This is a genomic window from Lysinibacillus sp. NPDC098008, from assembly GCF_044760715.1.
Taxonomy (GTDB): Bacteria; Bacillota; Bacilli; order Bacillales_A; family Planococcaceae; genus Lysinibacillus.
Window position 1 is genome coordinate 68,106 of record NZ_JBIWBA010000018.1, and the last position, 19,804, is coordinate 87,909.

19 protein-coding genes are annotated in these 19,804 nt (G+C 37.3%); 16 read left to right on the top strand and 3 right to left on the bottom strand.

The window, feature by feature from the left end; all coding sequences use genetic code 11:
* Positions 1 to 70: 70 nt before the first annotated feature.
* The 14 genes from ACIQVU_RS14845 (at position 71) to ACIQVU_RS14910 (ending at position 14,421) form a co-directional block, all read left to right on the top strand.
* Complete coding sequence (locus tag ACIQVU_RS14845) at positions 71 to 1,438, top strand: MATE family efflux transporter (RefSeq protein ID WP_340808020.1); 1,368 nt, start codon at positions 71 to 73, stop codon at positions 1,436 to 1,438.
* A gap of 2 nt (positions 1,439 to 1,440) precedes the next feature.
* Positions 1,441 to 2,274 (top strand): putative RNA methyltransferase, encoded by an 834-nt coding sequence (locus tag ACIQVU_RS14850; protein WP_340808019.1) that lies wholly within the window; start codon positions 1,441 to 1,443, stop codon positions 2,272 to 2,274.
* Between the two features lie 79 nt (positions 2,275 to 2,353).
* Positions 2,354 to 2,956, top strand: a complete 603-nt coding sequence (locus ACIQVU_RS14855) for a lysophospholipid acyltransferase family protein (protein ID WP_340808017.1) — start codon at positions 2,354 to 2,356, stop codon at positions 2,954 to 2,956.
* 57 nt (positions 2,957 to 3,013) lie between these two features.
* Positions 3,014 to 3,481 (top strand): low molecular weight protein-tyrosine-phosphatase, encoded by a 468-nt coding sequence (locus ACIQVU_RS14860; protein WP_340808015.1) that lies wholly within the window; start codon positions 3,014 to 3,016, stop codon positions 3,479 to 3,481.
* Between the two features lie 167 nt (positions 3,482 to 3,648).
* The gene (locus tag ACIQVU_RS14865) at positions 3,649 to 4,368 is read left to right on the top strand and encodes a YebC/PmpR family DNA-binding transcriptional regulator (protein WP_402896159.1); all 720 of its coding nucleotides are present in this window, start codon (positions 3,649 to 3,651) and stop codon (positions 4,366 to 4,368) included.
* Between the two features lie 185 nt (positions 4,369 to 4,553).
* Entirely contained in the window at positions 4,554 to 6,302 is a 1,749-nt protein-coding gene (locus ACIQVU_RS14870; protein WP_340808012.1) for a methyl-accepting chemotaxis protein, read from the top strand.
* A 238-nt stretch (positions 6,303 to 6,540) separates the two neighbouring features.
* Positions 6,541 to 8,283, top strand: coding sequence for a methyl-accepting chemotaxis protein (locus ACIQVU_RS14875; protein ID WP_340808010.1), 1,743 nt, complete (start codon positions 6,541 to 6,543; stop codon positions 8,281 to 8,283).
* A 209-nt stretch (positions 8,284 to 8,492) separates the two neighbouring features.
* Positions 8,493 to 9,068: a YdcF family protein gene (locus ACIQVU_RS14880; protein WP_340808009.1), complete on the top strand. Its 576-nt coding sequence runs from the start codon at positions 8,493 to 8,495 to the stop codon at positions 9,066 to 9,068.
* A gap of 91 nt (positions 9,069 to 9,159) precedes the next feature.
* Positions 9,160 to 10,857 carry a M3 family oligoendopeptidase gene (locus ACIQVU_RS14885; protein ID WP_340808007.1) on the top strand — a complete coding sequence of 566 codons (1,698 nt, stop codon included), beginning with the start codon at positions 9,160 to 9,162 and terminating at the stop codon, positions 10,855 to 10,857.
* A 161-nt stretch (positions 10,858 to 11,018) separates the two neighbouring features.
* On the top strand, positions 11,019 to 12,107 hold the full coding sequence (locus tag ACIQVU_RS14890) for an AI-2E family transporter (RefSeq protein WP_340808005.1): 1,089 nt from the start codon (positions 11,019 to 11,021) through the stop codon (positions 12,105 to 12,107).
* Positions 12,108 to 12,118: 11 nt separating this feature from the next.
* Entirely contained in the window at positions 12,119 to 12,733 is a 615-nt protein-coding gene (locus ACIQVU_RS14895) for an NUDIX hydrolase (RefSeq protein ID WP_340808004.1), read from the top strand.
* Positions 12,734 to 13,114: 381 nt separating this feature from the next.
* Positions 13,115 to 13,579 carry a hypothetical protein gene (locus ACIQVU_RS14900; RefSeq protein WP_340808002.1) on the top strand — a complete coding sequence of 155 codons (465 nt, stop codon included), beginning with the start codon at positions 13,115 to 13,117 and terminating at the stop codon, positions 13,577 to 13,579.
* A gap of 23 nt (positions 13,580 to 13,602) precedes the next feature.
* Entirely contained in the window at positions 13,603 to 13,794 is a 192-nt protein-coding gene (locus ACIQVU_RS14905) for a hypothetical protein (protein ID WP_340808001.1), read from the top strand.
* A gap of 18 nt (positions 13,795 to 13,812) precedes the next feature.
* Complete coding sequence (locus ACIQVU_RS14910) at positions 13,813 to 14,421, top strand: alpha/beta hydrolase (RefSeq protein ID WP_340808000.1); 609 nt, start codon at positions 13,813 to 13,815, stop codon at positions 14,419 to 14,421.
* A gap of 128 nt (positions 14,422 to 14,549) precedes the next feature.
* On the opposite strand, the gene ACIQVU_RS14915 is transcribed toward ACIQVU_RS14910, so the two are convergent.
* The 3 genes from ACIQVU_RS14915 to ACIQVU_RS14925 all read right to left on the bottom strand — a co-directional run bounded on the left by ACIQVU_RS14915 (position 14,550) and on the right by ACIQVU_RS14925 (position 18,425).
* Positions 14,550 to 16,661 carry an MMPL family transporter gene (locus ACIQVU_RS14915; protein ID WP_340807999.1) on the bottom strand — a complete coding sequence of 704 codons (2,112 nt, stop codon included), beginning with the start codon at positions 16,659 to 16,661 and terminating at the stop codon, positions 14,550 to 14,552.
* Between the two features lie 105 nt (positions 16,662 to 16,766).
* Positions 16,767 to 17,783, bottom strand: a complete 1,017-nt coding sequence (locus tag ACIQVU_RS14920) for an inorganic phosphate transporter (protein ID WP_340807997.1) — start codon at positions 17,781 to 17,783, stop codon at positions 16,767 to 16,769.
* 21 nt (positions 17,784 to 17,804) lie between these two features.
* Positions 17,805 to 18,425, bottom strand: a complete 621-nt coding sequence (locus tag ACIQVU_RS14925) for a DUF47 domain-containing protein (RefSeq protein ID WP_340807996.1) — start codon at positions 18,423 to 18,425, stop codon at positions 17,805 to 17,807.
* A 314-nt stretch (positions 18,426 to 18,739) separates the two neighbouring features.
* Between ACIQVU_RS14925 and ACIQVU_RS14930 the strand changes: the two genes are divergently transcribed.
* Together ACIQVU_RS14930 and ACIQVU_RS14935 are read left to right on the top strand one after the other, a co-directional pair.
* On the top strand, positions 18,740 to 19,426 hold the full coding sequence (locus ACIQVU_RS14930) for an ABC transporter ATP-binding protein (RefSeq protein WP_340807995.1): 687 nt from the start codon (positions 18,740 to 18,742) through the stop codon (positions 19,424 to 19,426).
* Between the two features lie 2 nt (positions 19,427 to 19,428).
* Complete coding sequence (locus ACIQVU_RS14935) at positions 19,429 to 19,791, top strand: ABC transporter permease (protein ID WP_402896165.1); 363 nt, start codon at positions 19,429 to 19,431, stop codon at positions 19,789 to 19,791.
* Positions 19,792 to 19,804: the final 13 nt, after the last annotated feature.

The window sequence follows — 19,804 nt, forward strand, 5'->3', positions numbered from 1 at the left end:
CCCTTTACAGCGTGAAATTTTATGATAAGATACAATAGATTTTTAACAAACTACAGGAGAAGTGAAGGTATTGGCAAATACATTGAAAGCAACGAATAAGTTGAGCTTATTTCATTTAACATGGCCGATTTTTTTAGAGGTCTTTTTATTTATGTTAATGGGACTAGCCGATACTTTTATGCTTAGTGCTTTATCAGATAATGCTGTATCAGGTGTTGGTGCAGCCAATCAATATATCCATATTGCTATCTTAATTCTTGAGGTGGTAGGAAATGGTGCATCTATTGTTGTTTCACAATATTTAGGGTCAAGACGCTTTTATGAAGCCGCAAAAATTTCTGCTTTAGCGATCACGATGAATTTAGCTCTTGGGTTTTTAATGAGCTTGATGTTCCTGTTATTTTCTAGTCGTTTAATGACAATGATGAACTTGCAGGGAGAGGTGCTTCAATATGCACAAAGCTATTTAGTTATTATTGGTAGCTTTATTTTTTTACAGGCGATTATTAATGCACTTGCAGCAATTATTCGTGTGCATGGTTGGACGAAACAAACGATGTATGTATCATTAGGCATGAATGTCCTGCATGTCGTATTAAATTATGGCCTTATTTTTGGGAATTTAGGCTTGCCAGAGCTAGGTGTAGAGGGTGCAGCAATCTCCTCTGTTATTAGCCGTGGGGTAGCTGTATTGGTATTTTTCTGGCTGCTGTATCAAGCTATGGAAGTACGTATAAAACTGCGCTATTATTTCGAATACTCAAAGGAATATGTACGGAAAATTTTAAATATTGGTTTACCCTCTGCATTTGAACAAGTGCTGTATCAGTTTTGTCAAATTATCTTTTTATATTATGCCACATATTTAGGTGCAGAAACGTTAGCAGCTCGTCAATATGCAATGAATATTTCTATGTTTACCTATTTATTTGCGATCGCTATTGGTACAGGGACAGCGATTATTATTGGACGTGCGGTTGGTGCAGGGCAAAAGGAGGAGGCTTATCGACAGCTATGGCTAAGTGTACGTACAGCGTTTGTGTTTACAATGATTATGGTAACGCTTGTAACACTTTTCCGAAAGCAACTTATGCATATTTTTACCGATAATCCTGAGGTTATCGCAATCGGTGCAGCTGTGTTAGCTTTAAGTATTGTGCTTGAAACAGGGCGTACAATGAATATTGTTATTATTAACTCTTTACGCGCTTCAGGCGATGCAAGGTTTCCTGTGAAAATTGGCTTTCTATCTATGCTTTGTATAAGTGTTCCACTTGGCTATGTCCTTGTTTTTATACTAGATTTAGGCTTGGTAGGTATTTGGCTAGCTATCTCAACAGATGAATGGTTACGTGCAATTCTTGTATACTTTAGATGGAAAAGCCGTAAATGGGAACGCTTTGCACTTGTTTCACCTAATGAACAGAAGGAGGCGTAGATATGGGAGCACTTTCTAAACGTGCGATAGGAGCAGCATTAATGGAGCAGCATATTGCTCTTTTCGCTTGTCCAATTTGTCAAAGCGCTATGCATGTCTATGAGCAGGGCAGACTTGTTTGCTCTGCTAATCATTCTTTTGATATTGCTAAGCAAGGCTATGTCAATATGCTGACGCATGGTGCTACGTCAAAATATAGTAAAGATTTATTTGAATCTCGCAAGGCTGTCATTGATAGTGGTATTTATGATGCGATAGAGGCGAAAATTGCTGAACTTCTTGCGTCTGCGAATACCATTCTTGATACTGGCTGTGGAGAAGGGTCACATTTAGCCCGTATTATGGCTGAAAAAAGTACAGGTATTGGCGTTGGCATTGATATTGCGAAGGAAGGAATTGTAGCTGCTGCTCGTCACTATCCTAAGCAAATTTGGTGTGTTGGTGATTTAGCGAAAAGTCCTTTTGCTCAAGCGAGCTTTGATGCGATTTTAAATATTTTATCACCTGCTAATTATGAGGAATTTAAACGACTTCTTGCCCCTGGTGGCTGTGTCATTAAAGTTGTGCCACAAAGCGGCTATTTACAGGAGCTTCGTGCACAATTATATGCGGATTCCAGCAAGGAAACGTATTCCAACGAACAAATTGTGGCGCGTTTCCAGGAGAGTTTTCGTGAGGCTTATGTAGAACGGATTACCTATACATTGCCACTTGCGGAGGAGCTTGTACCAGCATTGCTAGAAATGACACCGATGGGCTGGCATAAAAAAGGTGATGCAGCAATTATGTTAAATACTATTACAATTGATGTAGATTTATTGCTAGGAAGGGTTTAGGTACAATACCTGTAATTGCAGTATACTGGTCTTTTCGATTACAATAGTAGTAACTATTGAATAAGGTAGGAATGTAACGGTGTATAAATTAGCAGCGAATATTGTCAAAGTAATTTTAAAACTAATGGGCTCAAAAGCTCGTGTATATGGAGAAGAAAACTTACCGAAAGATGGTGGGTTTATTATTGCTTGTACACATACAGGCTATGTTGATATTTTAAACCTTGGGGTAGCAATGTATCCAAGGGAAGTGCACTTTATGGCGAAGAAGCAATTATTTGATATGAAGGGTCTTGGCTGGTTAGTTAAGCATTTAAACGCCTTTCCAGTAGATCGTGATAATCCAGGTCCAAGCGTTATTAAAATACCCTCACAGCTATTAAAGGAGGGAAAAATCGTAGGGATTTTCCCCTCTGGTACACGCAATGCAGAAGGAACGGATTTAAAGCAAGGAGCCATTACTATTGCACAACTAGCAAAGGCTCAAATTGTGCCAGCAGCTTATGTAGGTGCACGTAATGCTGGAGATGTGTTAAAGCGTGGGAAGGGCTATTTAATCTATGGCGAGCCGTTTTATGTAACAGGTAAAGGTAAAGAAGGTCGCGAACAATTTACACAGCACCTTGAGCACGAACTGGTTGCTTTAACAGAAGAATTGCAAAAGCGTATTGCAGCAAAATAAAAAACTAGCACTCAGAATCATCGTGATTTTGGGTGCTTTGTTATAGGAGGAATAGTAATGATTCGGGTACTTTTCGTATGTTTGGGTAATATATGTCGTTCGCCAATGGCAGAGGCAGTGATGCGTGATTTAGTGGAGAAAGAGCATTTGACGGATAAAATCGAAGTGGATTCTGCTGCTACAAGTGCATGGCATATAGGTGAGCCTCCTCATAAAGGAACACAGGATAAGCTCAGCGAATTTGGTATTTCTACAAAGGGCATGCAAGGGCGACAATTGCAAAGAATTGATCTTGAGCAGTTCACATATATTATTGGGATGGATGACAGCAATGTTCGCAATATCCGAACGATGCTAGGCAATCCTGATTCACCAAAGATTTTTCGCTTTTTAGATTTAACAGAGCATCGTAAGGACGTTCCTGATCCTTACTACACAGGAGATTTTCAAGAAACCTATGAGCTAGTTTTAGAGGGCTGTCAGGCATTATTAGCAAAAATTAAACAAGAACAGCTGCTAGGTTAGTTTTTCAGAATTTATTGCCTTAAGCATCGCTCTATCTAGCTTTACAGGCATCATTGTGTTATTATTTGCAGAGTAAAGATACGATAAGTATTTAATTACCATTTACAGATATGCAATTGCATATCTGTAATTTTGATAAATTTATTCTTTGAAAGAGAGTGGAAACAATGGGTCGTAAGTGGAATAATATTAAAGAAAAGAAAGCGTCTAAAGATCAAAGCACAAGCCGTATTTATGCCAAATTTGGGCGTGAAATTTATGTGGCAGCTAAATCAGGCGAACCAGATCCAGAGTCAAACCGTGCACTGAAAGTAGTGATTGAGCGTGCAAAAACATACAGTGTCCCTAAACATATTATAGAAAAGGCAATTGATAAAGCTAAAGGAGGCGGTGATGAAAGCTTCGATGAATTACGCTACGAAGGCTTTGGGCCAGCAGGTACAATGATTATTGTGGATGCCCTAACAAACAATGTGAATCGTACAGCATCTGATGTTCGTGCAGCATTTGGTAAAAATAACGGCAATATGGGTGTAAGTGGCTCTGTAGCGTATATGTTCGACTCAACGGCTGTTATTGGCTTAGAAGGTAAAACGGCTGATGAAGTTCTAGAGATTCTTATGGAAGCAGATATTGATGCTCGTGATATTTTAGAAGAAGAGGAAACAGTTATTATTTATGCAGAGCCTGACCAATTCTTTGCGACACAAGAAGCATTAAAGGCTGCGGGTGTTGAAGAATTTACAGTAGCAGAGTTGTCAATGCTACCACAAACAGAGGTAACATTAACAGGTGATGATGTAGCCAAATTTGAAAAATTAATTGATGCATTAGAAGATTTAGAGGATGTACAAAACGTTTTCCATAATGCTGATTTAGGTGAATAAATAAAGAACGAAAACCAGTAGCTATCATTTGGCTACTGGTTTTTCGTTAGAACGTGTATGATAAAAGGACAGTAAGGCGTTTTTTACAATCTATATTAACACTATAGTCATAGTTTTTTGTCGAATTACCTGAAAAGTAGTACAATAGAGAATTGTAAAATATTAATATGCTAGAGGAGGAAAGTATGAGGACAAGTAAATTAAGCAATAAAATCGTATTAATGTCATTATTAATGCTAGTCGCTTTATTAGCCTTTTTTATTATAATGACAGTTTATACAGCAAAGTCGTCCGTGAATAAAACAATGGGTATACAGGCAGTTGTAGTTGCTGAGAATATTGCAAAATATTTAGATGCAGATGATTATGCTATGCTTTCTGAAGAACCAATAGAATCGGAATTATACTGGCAGCTACGAGAAGAGCTTAATGAATTACGTGAAATGAACGGTGTACTCTATGCTTATACTTTCGCAGTGCCGGGAGATGATCAAAAAGTTCGGTTTTTAGTAGATGGTATGCCTGCAGATGATATAGAAAATTCAGGAGCTATAGGTGATGAATCATCCTCTACATCGTATAAAGATATTGCAAAAGTAATCGATGATGGTAGTTATTATAGTGAAATTTTACATAGTGATTTTGGTGATTATATATCAGGTACCGTGCCATTAAAGGATGAGTCTGGTCATGTTGTTGCCTTTGTAGGAGTAGATATAGAAGCGACAGAGGTAAGTAGTGTGGCTAGTGATGTGCTAGCTTCGATTTTGCCTACATTAATTGTAGTCATATTAGTTTTAATCGGTATTGTAATGTTTATTATGTATAGCTACATAAACCGAGCGTTAAAGCCATTGGCAACTTTAGGAGCGGTAGCTGAAAGCTTTGCACAAGGAGATATTGTAAAGGCAACAAATGAAGTCGACAATATCCAATTGAAGGGCAACAATGAAATTACTGTTTTTGCAAAAGCTTTTAAGGAATCATTGGAAAAATTAAAAGCAACATTCCAAACAATTCAGCAAAGAACAGTCGCTCTACAAAATGTTATTCATAAAATAGATACAACAACACAAAATGTAGAAGCTTCTAACAGTCAAATTGCAGACCGTATGGTGGAAATCGCTGCTGGTAGTGAGCAGCAGCAGCACAACAATCAAGAGGTTGTATTAACGATGAATGAAATGTCGATCGGTATTCAACGTTTAGCAGATACAACGTCTGAAATTGCAGAATCATCCTCAATGATGACGGATTTAGTGGAAACAAGCGTTAATCATTCCCAAGATGTTGTATCGCAAATTCAAAGCGTAGAGTCTTCCGTGTTCCGAACGGCTAATCATGTAGAGGAAATGGGTGAAAAATTCCGTTCAATTGAAGAGATGGTAACAATTATTACAAGTATTGCTGAGCAAACAAATTTATTGGCATTAAACGCAGCCATTGAAGCAGCAAGGGCTGGGGAAGCAGGTAAGGGCTTTGCAGTAGTAGCAGACGAGGTACGTAAACTTGCAGAAATGTCAAAGGAGTCTGCTGATAAGATATACATGCAGTTAGCAAGCTTTAAAAATATTACAGCACGGGCATTGCAGGAGATGTCTAGTAGTACAAAGGATGTACAAGCAGGCACTGAAGCAGTACAGCATATTGGTGAAAGCTTAGAGCAAATCTTGCAATCTGTTGTTGAGGTAAATAATAAAATTCAAGATGACTCAGCGGTAATTGAAGAAATGTCAGCTGGCTCTGAAGAAGTATTAGCCACTGTGGAGCAGATGAGCAATATTGCACAGCGAAGTGCACAAGGCACGAAAGAGGTGGCGGCAGCCTCAGATTTACAAGTAACAATGGTTTCTGAATTAAATGAGGTGGTGGCTATTTTAGATCAAACATCAAAAGAAGTAATTGAAGCAATTAATACATTCAAATTATCATAATTATAAAACTATTTCTCTATAAGGGATAACTTTATGGAGAAATAGTTTTTTTTATAAAAAACAAGCTTTTATAAGGTAATATTTACTACTAAAGTAATGAATCATTATATATGAAAATAAGCCATATTAAGGGAATAAAGAAAATAATTTGTGCTTTACCCATTGAGAAAACTTTCAAACCATAACATAATAGAAATTAATATATTGTTGAACGCAGAAAATAGGGGGAGGTACATATATGAAGTTTTTACGTTCAATTCAGGGGAAACTAATTATTATTTCATTAGCATTATTGATTATACCGAGTTTAATAATTGGTTTAGTGAGTTATGGGAAAGCGAAAAACGGAATGGAGGAAATTGGGCAGCAGGTTATTCGTAATAGTGTTGAATCTGCTGTGCAATTAATTGAGCTAGCAAACGAAGGTGTTGAAAGGGGCGATATATCTTTAGAGGAGGCGCAGGAGAGAGTACGTGAGGCGTTTCTTGGCCCTAAAGATAGCGAGGGCAAGCGACCTATTAATTATCCTGGTGATTTAGGCGAGTATGGCTATATTTATGTGTTAGATGATAAGGGGACATTAACAACACATCCAACGCGTGAAGGGGATAATCTTTGGGAGGACAAAGATAGTAGTGGTAACTATTTTATTCGAGAGGTAACGGAAAAGGCACTTGATGGTGGCGGCTTTACAGAATATGAATTTGAGCTGCCTGGGCAGGAGGTGCTAGCAGATAAAATTATTTATTCTATGAAAGACCCGCACTGGGGATGGATTGTTGCATCAGGCACGTATATGCAAGACTTTAATGAAGAAGCGAACTCCTTGTTGCTTGTTATTGGTATGACATTAGTAGGGGCTATTATTATAGGCACTATTATTGTTATTTTAGTGTCAAGACATTTGGCATTACCAGTTCTAAAGCTATCAAAACGTGTCCGTGAAGTAGCGAAGGGAAATTTAACTGTGGAAATTGAGCATTTACAGCGTTCCGATGAAATTGGACAGTTAAATGATGGCTTTAACGAGATGGTCAATCAACTGAAAACACTCATTTCAGATGTAGAGGAAGCCATTGTAGAAATACAATCTACATCAGCAAACTTAACTGCAGTTGCAGAAGAAACAAATGCCTATGGCGATGAAATTGTTAAAGCAATCAATGAAGTATCAAAGGGTGCAGTAAAGCAAGCATCTGATGCAGAAGATACAAACCGAACAGCTACTGATTTTGCTCAGCAAATTGAATTATTGCATGATAAAAATGAATTAATGCTTGATGCCTCGCAGCATATGCAAAAGTCAAATGAAGATGGGCTTATGAATATAGATAGCTTAAAAGAGAAATCACAGGAATCTTCAACGCTTATTCACAGCATTCAATCAGTATTTAGTAGTTTAATTGTTAAAGTGCGAGAGATAGAAGGCATTGTTGGCACAATTACGGAAATCTCTGATCAAACAAATCTGCTTGCATTAAATGCATCCATTGAGGCAGCACGAGCTGGCGAGCATGGTAAAGGGTTTGCGGTTGTAGCAGAGGAGGTAAGGAAGCTTGCTGACCAAACATCAGCTGCAACAGAGCTAGTTCACACTACATTAAAGGGTATTGAAAGAGAAACAAACTTAGTAAATGATGAAATGCAAAAAACCCATACTATTGTACGTCAGCAAAATGATTCTGTGGAGGTTACAGAGTTGTCCTTTAAGGAAATTAAGCTGGCAGTGGAAAAGATTATTTCTATTATTGGAGAGATGACAAATGGTGTTGAACATTTGAATAGCTCTAAAAATCATATTCTCCAATCGATTGAAAGTATTGCAACGATTAGTGAGAAAAATGCTGCAGCCTCTGAGGAAGTAACAGCATCTGTAGATGAACAGCAACGAGCAATTCAGCTTGTTAGTGAATCTTCCAATGATTTAACAGATGAAATAACAGCGCTTCAAGAATCTATTAAGCGTTTTGTACTAAGGTAGCCTTATATAATTATAAAAGATGTATTATGGTAGATTAAGGATGTTGTTGCTGTTACAATTGCGAGCGAGTAGTCAGAAATAGAAATCTACTCCTTACGATATTGATAAGAATTGCATAGACAGTTTTGTTTCGACACTATGGGGATGCTTTAGTACAAGCATCCTTTTTTTCTGTCAAACGTTAGTAAAAGGTAAAGGAGGGGTAGTTTGTGAAAAGATGGATAATAGGTGTGAGTATTCTGCTAGCAGGGGCAGGAACAATACTCTATATTTGGCTGGGAGAAGAAATTGAGCGAAATGCTGAATCAAATGCAGATGGTTCGGCTGACTATATGATTATATTAGGAGCTAAAGTAAAACCTGGTGGTGTGCCCTCACTGTCATTAAAAAGTCGTTTAGAGGCGGCAGTTCCATATTTAACGAGCTATCCACATGTAAAGGTAGTTGTTTCAGGAGGGCAAGGGCCAGATGAAGATCGTACAGAGGCATCTATTATGCAGGAATATCTTGAACGAAATGGTATTGATGCAGCTAGAATAATTGTGGAGGATAAATCTACATCCACCTATGAAAATTTAAAGTTTTCCAAGGAATTACTACCAAAAGACACAAAGAAAATTACGATTGTGTCGAATGACTTCCATCTTAAACGTGCAAAATATCTAGCCGAGTCTTTAGGCTTTGAAGGAGATGTTCTCGCAGCTAAAACACCGAAATCAGTAGAAGCTAAGCTAAGGATAAGGGAAAGGGCTGCTTTATTAAAAACATATATTGTAGGATATTAAATGTTTTGTGCAGAGGTATAATTGATAAATGATAAAATTTTGGCATATAATAGAAATATTACAGGTTAATTAACAAGAAAGAAGGGACTTTATGAAAACATTTAAAGACTATGAATACAGCCGTCCAAATGTTGAAGAAATGAAGGAACAGCAATTAGCATTAATTGAAGAATTTAAACAGGCACAAACGATGGACGAGCAGAATAATATTATTGCAAGCTTAAATGCGATTAGCAATGATTTTGCAACAATGGCTAATTTATGCTATATTCGCGCTTCCATTGATACAAATGATGAATTTTATCAAGTGGAACGTGATTACTTTGATGAGGTTGGTCCACAGCTTGAAGAGGTAACAACAGAATATTATAAAGCACTAATTACCTCACCATTCCGTGAGCAGCTCGAAGAAAAATGGGGACAGCAGCTATTCGATTTAGCAACCTATCAAATTAAAGGCTTCTCCCCAGAAGTTATTGATTTAATGCAAAAGGAGAACAAGCTTGTTTCTGAATATAATAAGCTTGTTGCTTCCGCACAAATCGAATTTAATGGTGAAACGTTAACATTGGCACAGCTTGGTCCCTTTGCAGAGTCCACTGATCGAGCAACACGTAAAGCAGCAACAGAGGCACGTTTTGGCTTCTTTGCTGAGCATGAGGAAGAATTTGACCGTTTATATGATGAGCTTGTCAAGGTACGCCATGAAATTGCTGTAAAACTAGGCTATAACAATTATGTGGAATTAGGCTATATTCGTATGAATCGCATTGATTATAATGCGGAGATGGTGAAAAAATTCCGTGATCAAGTGCGCGATTTAATTGTTCCTGTAGCGACTAAGCTATATCAGCGTCAGGCAAAGCGTATTGGTATTGAAGATTTTAAGTTTTATGATGAGGCATTTAACTTTTTATCAGGTAATGCGACGCCAAAAGGTAATGCAGAGTGGATTGTAGCAAACGGTAAAAAAATGTATGAGGAGCTATCACCTGAAACAGGGGAGTTCTTTAACTTTATGATAGACCATGAATTAATGGATTTAGTGGCGAAGAAAGGTAAAGAAAGTGGTGGTTATTGTACATTTATTGAAAACTATCATTCTCCGTTTATTTTCTCGAATTTTAATGGTACGTCAGGCGATATTGATGTATTAACACATGAGGCTGGACATGCATTCCAAATCTATTCAAGCCGCAATATCGGCATTCCTGAATATTTATGGCCGACTTATGAATCTTGTGAAATTCATTCAATGAGTATGGAATTTTTCACATGGCCATGGATGGAACTATTCTTTAAAGAGGATACAGAAAAATATAAATTTACCCATTTAAGCAGTAGCTTATTGTTTTTACCATATGGTGTTGCCGTTGATGAATTCCAGCATGTTATTTATGAAAATCCAACAATGACACCGGCTGAACGTAAGGCAGCATGGAAAAAGATTGAGGAAACATATTTACCACATCGCGACTACGATCATAATAGCTATTTAGAGGCTGGGGGCATTTGGCAACGTCAAGCTCATATTTATGCAAGCCCGTTCTATTATATTGATTACACATTAGCACAAATTTGTGCCTTCCAGTTTTGGAAACGTTCACGTGAAGAATTTGATGCTGCTTGGAAAGATTATATTCATCTATGCCGTTTAGGTGGCTCTATGTCGTTTACAAAGCTTGTGAAAGAGGCAGGTTTAATTTCGCCATTTGAGGATGGCTGTGTTGAATCGGTTATTGGTGAAATTGAGGCATACTTAAATTCAGTAGACGATTTATCATTATAATGTATGAAAAAATTCGCAATGCTTCCATGATAAAAATTATGGAAGTGGGCGAATTTTTTTAGTTCCTTACTTTATTTTCATAATATATACTAGGATACTTGTGAAACAAGATATATATCAGTAGTATTTTCAGTAACTGTGATAAAAGGAAGTGAATAGAAGTGACGAGGAAGGTTTGGTTTCAGGTTGGTGTAGGGATATTACTTACACTATTAATTATTAAATATTTTATAGAGATTCATTGGATTTTTTCGCCACTTGGTATTATCTTAAAAGCAATTTTTGTGCCGTTACTACTTGGTGGTGTTTTGTATTATGTAACTGAGCCTATTCAAAGGTTTTTAGAAAAGCGAAAATGGCCAAGATGGGCAAGTATTTTAACAATTATCGTGGGGTTAGTTGCGATTGTTGGTAGCTTTGGCTGGATTATTGGTAATCCAATAGCAGATCAGGTTAATAAGCTCGTGAAAAATGCCCCTATGATTAGTGCGAGTGTTAGTTCAGGCATTCAAAGTATAACAGATATGCTACAAAATAAGGATAATCTCCCGCCGCAATTAAACGATATGATTGACAATATAGCAAACTCTATACAGGATATAGCGATTGCTGTGAGTAAAGGGCTTGTTGCCTTTTTACAATCCGTTGTGTCTGTATCATTGCTCGCTATTTTAATTCCATTTTTCTTTATTTTTATGCTAAAGGATCATGAAAAATTTGCGCCATCTATCTATAAATACTTTAGTGGCGAGCGTCAGGCATGGGTAAAGAAGACATTAAGCGAAATTGACGATGTATTGCGTAGCTATATTCAAGGTCAGCTACAAATTAGCTTTTTATTAGCGCTTATTATGTATGTAGGCTATTTGATTATCGGCTTAGAATATTCATTATTATTGGTACTCTTTGCCTTTTTAATGAATATGATTCCGTTCATTGGACCGTGGATAGCATTTACACCAGCGCTTATTGTAGCGATAATTCAAGACCCTGTTTTAGTCATTTGGGTATCTGTTGTAACGCTTGTTGCCCAGCAAATAGATAGCAACTTTATTACTCCTAATGTGATGGGGAAATCTCTTGATATTCATCCACTAACAGTTATTACAATTATTTTAGCAGCGGGTAATATTGCTGGCTTTGTTGGAATTATTATTGCTGTGCCATTTTATGCAGTGTTAAAGGTGATTGCATCTAATCTTTACGATCAACGTAAAGCGATTAAGACCAAAGCGACGAAGTCAGTATAGGAGTATAGAAAATGGAACAAGAAATTGTAAAGGTGTTTAATGAGCAGCACAAGCAAATAGGCACAGCTACAAGAGCAGAGGTACATGCGAAAGGACTATGGCATGAAACATTTCATTGCTGGCTTGTTAATAAGGAGTATATTTATTTTCAAATACGAAGCTTACAGAAAAAGGATTATCCAGGGCTACTTGATATTACAGCAGCAGGTCATCTTCTTGCAACCGAAACAGTGGAGTCAGGTATTCGTGAAGTAAAAGAAGAATTGGGGCTTGATATAGCTGTACATGAAGTCGTTAAAATGGGCATGACCTCTTGTAGCATTGTTTCTGAAAATATGATTGATAATGAATTTTGTCATGTGTATCTCTATCATTTTAAACATGATTGGGATGCCTTTGCATTACAGTATGAGGAAGTATCAGGTGTTGTAAGAGCAAAGCTTGATGAGGCAAAGACATTCTTTTTAGGTGAAACAACAACATTAAATATTGAAGGCTATGAATATTTTCCTGATGGTCAACGTGTGAAAATTGTTAGACCTGTTAGTACAGCACAGTTTGTTCCGTATCGAGAGCTCTATGTTGCACAAGTTATAAAATTTGCTCAGGAAAGCACATTTGCTTAACACTAAACGATGATGGATATACTAGCTTAGCAGAGGAAGGGGTCTTCTATATCTGCTGCTGTTGCTTTGCTTTCGCGCAAAAATATCTGCTGCTGTTGCTTTGCTTTCGCGCAAAAATATCTGCTGCTGTCGCTTTGCTTTCGCGCAAAAGGGATTTGTCCCTTCGCTTTCGATACAAAAGGAATTTGCCAAACCAAGATAAAGGGGATAAGCTACAATGCTGGCTTATCCTATTTATTTGACATCTGCTAACACAATTTCTAAACGTGATAGTAGAAAAAATAAGTTATACTGTAAGGTAGGTTGTAGAAAATATCAGAAATGACTACTGAGATAATTAAAGCAGTCCAATTTATAAAAGAGAAAAGGAGCATTTGTACTATGCTAACATTTGAACAGAAGCAAGCGATTATTGAATCGTTTTCTGAACTAACCAAAAAAGAAATTTCATTAAAGCGTTTAAATTATCACTATATGGACAGCCTCTATGAAAAAACGATCGTGGTTGAAAAATTGCACCCAAATGGCAACGGCTTTGTTTTTGTTGGCGATTTATTGCGCTATGAGCATGAAGCAAACGATAAAGGCTTAGTGAATATTCGTGATTATAGTGAGCAACAGCTCCTTGAAATTATTGAGGATGCTATTAGCTATTTATCGGAGGCGGAAGAGGAGCAGGAGCTGATTGTAGAAACTTGGCATAACCGACATGGTGTACAATTACAGCTAGCCTTTGAGCAACGCTCTTGGAATATTTATCATGGTGATAATCTCGAAGAAGCATTTGGTACATATGATGCGGCAAAGGAATATTTACTAGAAGAAGGCTTTCGTACGAAGAAATAAACAATGCGGGGGATCGTTATAAAATGAATGGAAAGAAACTAGTCATTATTGTTATTGCTATTGTTATTGCGGCATGCTTATTTTCCGTTTTTACAATTAAAAACTTTTATGATAAACATGAAGAGCAGCCGAATCATGAAAACCGAGAAATTAATAAGTCAAAGAGCTTGAATTTAATTTTGCCACAAGGTACAATTATCTCGAATTCAAGATAATTGGAAGGTGGGCTGTTTGTGCAACATATTTTTAAAAAAGGTACAGATGAAACAAAACCAACTTTATTGTTGTTACATGGCACAGGTGGTAATGAAGAAAGTTTAGTAGGCCTTGCACAGGAAATAGATCATACAGCGAATATGTTAAGCGTTCGAGGAAATGTACTTGAACATGGTATGCCAAGATTTTTCCGTCGATTAGCAGAAGGTGTTTTTGATATTGAGGATTTAATCTTCCGTACAAAAGAACTGAATGAGTTTTTAGATGAGGCAGCGCAGCAATATGGCTTTGACCGTCATCGAATTGTGGCAATAGGCTACTCAAATGGTGCAAATATTGCAGCAAGCCTATTATTCCATTATGCAGATGCACTAGCGGGGGCAATTTTACATCATCCAATGGTGCCAAGACGTGGTATTGACTTGCCTAAGCTCCCTACTACGCCTGTTTTTATTGGTGCAGGTACAAACGATCCAATGTGTACAGCACAAGAGTCGGAGGATTTAGAAGTATTATTAACGTCAGCGGGTGCAGTTGTGACAACGAGGTGGTTCAATTTCGGTCATCAGCTAACAATGCCTGAAGTACAAGCTGCAAAAGAATGGTATAACAGCATTTATGCATAATTAACAGCTCCGCTTCCTCTCAAAGGGAAGCGGAGTTTATTTGTATTATTTCAGTTGAAGGTATTCCTCGCAATAGATTCATAGGCTTTCTCTGTAAAGTAAAGGCTATTTAGTCAATATGTTTGCTATCATTTATTTTTCTTTGCAAAAGGTAGCCACCAGTTCCAATCGCCAAAGAGCTTCATGAGGCTAGGGACAAGCATAAGACGAATAATTGTTGCATCAATTGCAACAGCAATAGCTATACCAACGCCAATTTGCTTTACAGGCATTACATCTGTAAAAGCAAATGCCCCTGTAATAACAATCATAATTAGTGCTGCGGATGTAATAATACGGCTTGTGGAAGTTAATCCATCTACAGTAGCACGTGTATTATCAGCACCCTTTAAATATTCCTCCTGAATACGAGAAATTAAAAAGACCTCGTAATCCATACTTAAACCAAATACAAGACAGAAAACAATTACCGGAATAATTAAGACAATTGAACCTGCCTCAATACCAAAATGTCCATATTGGAAAATATAAACAAGTATTCCGAAGGCAGAGGATAACCCAATTATGTTCATAATGATTGCCTTAAGCGGAATTAAAATAGAACGGAATGCCAGCATTAAAATAAAGAATGTTGATACGATAATAATGGCTAATGCTAGCACGATTTTATTGGCAATTTCATCAAATATCTCCTGATTAAATTTAGCTGGTCCGCCAAGCGCAAACTCCACACCTAAATCCTTATCCATCCATGTGCGAGCAAAATCTTGAGCGGTAGTGGAGGAGCCTGCTGCATCAATGGTAATTGGTATAAATAGCTGCATGTCCTGTGAAAATGTATCTATAATCGGTTGTAAGTGTGCCGCAGCCTGCGGAGTCGCTAATGCTGCAGTTAGTTCCTCAGGCGTTTGAAGCTGGGCGACCGTATAGATGGTGGACACATCATTGACAAGTGGGTCCTTTAAGAGTTTTTCTTGGATATCATAAATAAGCTGCCTTGCTTCATCATCCTGCCAGCCTTCTTTACGCTCAGCTAATAAATAAAGCGTAGAGGAGTCACCAAGTCCGAATGTTTTATCTAATTGATCATAGGCAGCACGTGCATCATATTTAGTTGGCAAAGAATCAACCTGTGGGATCGTTAGTTGAATATCCTTTAACGGAAGCATGCCAACACCAAGTAATAGCATGGCTGCAATGACAATTGCTACAGGATGCTTCATCACAAAGCCTGCAAAGCCACGCCAACGATTAGCACCACCTGGCTTTACACGTAGTAAACGCCATTTATTCAGGCGGTCGCCTAACAGCATCATTGTGGCAGGCAGTAGTGTTAAGCCAGAAAGCACAGCTAATAAAACAACAATTGTGCCTCCTAGGGCAATATTATGGAAAATCTCTACATCAATAACAATCATCGCACCAAGCCCAATCATGACACAGACAGCAGAGAAAATAATGGAGCGTCCTGCTGTCTGTACAGCAATTTCAATGGCTTGTACAACAGAGGTATGCGTGCGCTCCTCTCTGTAACGATTGATAAACAGCAACGCAAAATCAATGCTTAATGCAAGCCCAAGCATTGGGACAATATTTAAGACAAAAATGGATAGATTCATACTGCCGCTAAGCAATGTCATTATACCAAAGGCAGTAACAACTGTAACAATGCCAATAACAATAGGTAAAATAGAGGCAATAACAGTACCGAAAGCTAGTAATAGCACGATAATGGCAATTGGTAGCCCAATCGCTTCAGCTGAGGCTAAATCCTTTTGGCTAGCTGTATTAATATCGGCAGAAATAACAGGCCCTCCTGTAATATGAACACCATCTTCTTCAATAGATGAACGAAACTCCTTCACAATATCAGGAAGGTTATCACTATCATTTTTTAAATGAACCATTGCATAGGCAATACCATCTTTACGCAATGAAGCATCTTCTAAAGGTGACTGGATGGAATGAATTTCTTCTATATTGTCGAGTTTCTTTAAGGTGTGCTCTATTTTTTGATCTTCTGCTGGATCAAAGACAATCAAAATCGTATCTGAAGGCAAATCAAAGGTTTCTGCTAGCTTATTTGTCACATATGTATGATCGGCTTCAACAAAAAAACCATCGCCTTGAAGTTTAGATGGCAGTTGTAAAGCAAAAAAAGCCATTGCTAGAAAAATAATAAGCCAGATTACTACAATTGCTTTAGCATGTGCTGTGATAAAAGCTGAAAAAGTTTTCATAGTTGTATCAACATCCTCCTTTTCAATTAGTGTAATGGATGTGTCATATTTTGTCGTGTGACAAAGTAAAGACTCCCGTCCGTTTTCTGGACAGGAGTCTTATTGTTAGAAGAATAATGATAATAAGAAATAAATAATGGATGCCATAACGGCTGAAATTGGCATTGTAATAACCCAAGTTGTAACAATCTTTCGAGCCATACCCCAGTTGACACCACGTACACGCTGTGCAGAGCCAACACCCATAATAGATGAGGAAATAACATGTGTTGTTGATACTGGTAAATGAATCAATGTAGCGCCAAAAATTACAGTTGCGGATGCTAAATCTGCCGCAACACCATTAACAGGGCGGATTTTCATAATTTTGCCGCCCACTGTTTTAATAATTTTGTAGCCACCTATTGAGGTTCCTAGCCCCATTGCTGTAGCTGCTGCTGCTCGTACCCAGAAAGGAATTTCATCTCCTGTATGCAAGCCGCCAGCAATTAATGCCATCGTCATAATACCCATTGCTTTTTGGGCATCATTTGTGCCATGTGTAAATGATTGAATGGCTGCTGTAAAGATTTGTAATGTACGGAAGCCTTTATTTGTACGATACAAATTTAAGTTTTTAAACCATAATTTAAACAGTGTCATCATAATAAAGCCAGCACAAATAGCAAGTATTGGCGATAGAACTAATGCCAAAATAATTTTAGTAAAGCCGCCATAGTTTAAAACATTGAAGCCAGCAGATGCAATAGCAGCACCAGCAATCGAACCAATCAATGTATGTGAAGAACTAGATGGAATACCAAAGTACCATGTTAATAAATTCCAAATAATAGCTGAAATCAATGCAGCTAATATAACAACCGAGCCTGTTGTATCTCCTTCAAAGGCATTTAAAGAAAACGGGTCTACAATGTCTTTTGTAAGAGCTTTGGCAACACCTACAAAGGTAATTGCACCAATAAAGTTCATAACTGCTGCCATCATGATTGCAACACGAGGTGGCAGTGCTCTTGTGGAAACCGAAGTTGCGATAGCATTTGCTGTATCATGAAAACCATTGATAAAGTCAAATGTTAGGGCAAAGATGACGACCAATACGGTTAGTATAATAATTGTATTCATTGTAAAATGCCCATCTCCTAATTATGCGTTACGCATGATAATTGTTTCCATCGTATTTGCTACGTTTTGACAATAGTCAGCGATATCTTCAAGTTGTTCGTATATATCTTTAAATTTAATAATGCGAATTGGGTCTTTTTCATTTAAAAACAATTGTTTAATGGATGAACGTTGTACTTCGTCACATTCACGTTCATAGTCTTTAATAAGAATTGCGTGTGGACGCATGCCAACTAAATTTTTCTTCTTTAACTCCTCTGTTGCCTTCACGATTTCATCAGCACTTTTAGAAATATAGCCTAAGAAAATACGCATAGCTTCATCAATTTCTGTCAGTGAAAACATTTCAAAGTGTGCAATACAATGCTCTGTACCGTCTAGCACGTCATCCATACGAATGGCAAACTCTAAAATATCTTCACGCTCAATCGGTGTCATAAACGACTTATTGAGCATTACGATTAGTTCATGAATAAGCTTATCGCCAGCAGTTTCGTAATTTTTCATTGTAATGCTAATCTCTTTTAGGTCAGCTACACTGTTAATACGAAAATCATTTGCGTAATGTACAGCCTCTCTCATATTTTCAGCAATTTTATGCAGCGCAATAAAGAAAGGGTCTTGTTTTTTTGAGTTAAGCATGTAAATCGAATCCTCCTGGATATAAAAAGTTAATCAGCTTCTAAACTTTACTATCATAACAAAAACTTTAGGATTTCTACATAAAAATTTTATATTCGACATGAAAATTTACATTTCTGTAATATAACTTGTTCACAAAATAACGATGATAAGCATTGTAGCTACAGATATTGTATGTAGAATCGTAGAGATAATGTAAAGGAAGGAAAATGTCCTTACTATTCTTAAGAATATCTTCATTTTTATCCTCCTTCTTTATTAAGATTTATTTTCTACAATGGAAAATGAAATAAGAAAGGAGCGGTTATTGACAAATGATTCAAGTTGAAAACTTACAACATACATTTTTAATTGGTAAAAAAGGCAAGGAAAAACAAGTTCCTGTATTAAAGGGTGTAAACTTTGAGGTTCAAAAAGGAGAAATTGTAGCCATTGTAGGGAAAAGCGGCTCTGGGAAATCTACGTTATTACAAACTTTAGCTGGCTTTATGAAGGCTGAGCAAGGGTCAATTAAAGTAAATGGGAAAGAAACGGCCTATCTTAATGAAACAGAAAGTGCTGCGTTTCGCTTACGCCAATTTGGCTTTATTTTTCAAAACTTTCAATTGATGCCGGGCTTAACGGCTTTTGAAAATATCGAGCTTCCATTAAAATTACAAGGCTTACGCAAAGCTATACGGAAAGAAAAGGTTAAGAAATTAATGGACAAGGTTGGCTTAACAGAGGTTGCAGACCATTATCCAAATGAGCTATCAGGAGGTCAGCAGCAACGAGTAAGTATTGCGCGTGCCCTTATTACAAATCCGCCAATACTGCTGGCAGATGAGCCAACAGGAAGTCTGGATTCTGAAACAGAGCAAGATATTTTGCTGCTTATTCAAAGCTTAAATCGAGAATTAGGGCTAACTTTCATTATTATTACCCATGATGAAGAGGTTGCGACAATTGCACATAGCCGCTTCCGTATGTATGATGGGGAACTTGTAAAGGAGGAGGCTTAATTATGTTATTTAAGGATCAATTAGATTTTGTGACGCAACATATTAAGAAAAATAAATTACGTGTTTTTATGACGATATTAGCTGCAACAATGGGCTGTGCCTTTTTAATTGTTTTAGCATCAGTTGGCTTTGGCTTACAGGAATCATTACGCAATGAAATTCTTTCAAATGAAACCGTAACAAAAATTCAAGTGTACGGTGATACTACACAACTAACAGACGATCAAATACAAGAAATTAAAAAAATAGACCATGTGGAAACAGTGCTTGAAACAATCAATATCCCTAATTATTCACACCCAAATACAAAATCCCACAGGAAAGGCGATTTATCGCCTTTCCTGTGGGATTCTCTTTTTCACTAAAAAAATGAAAAAA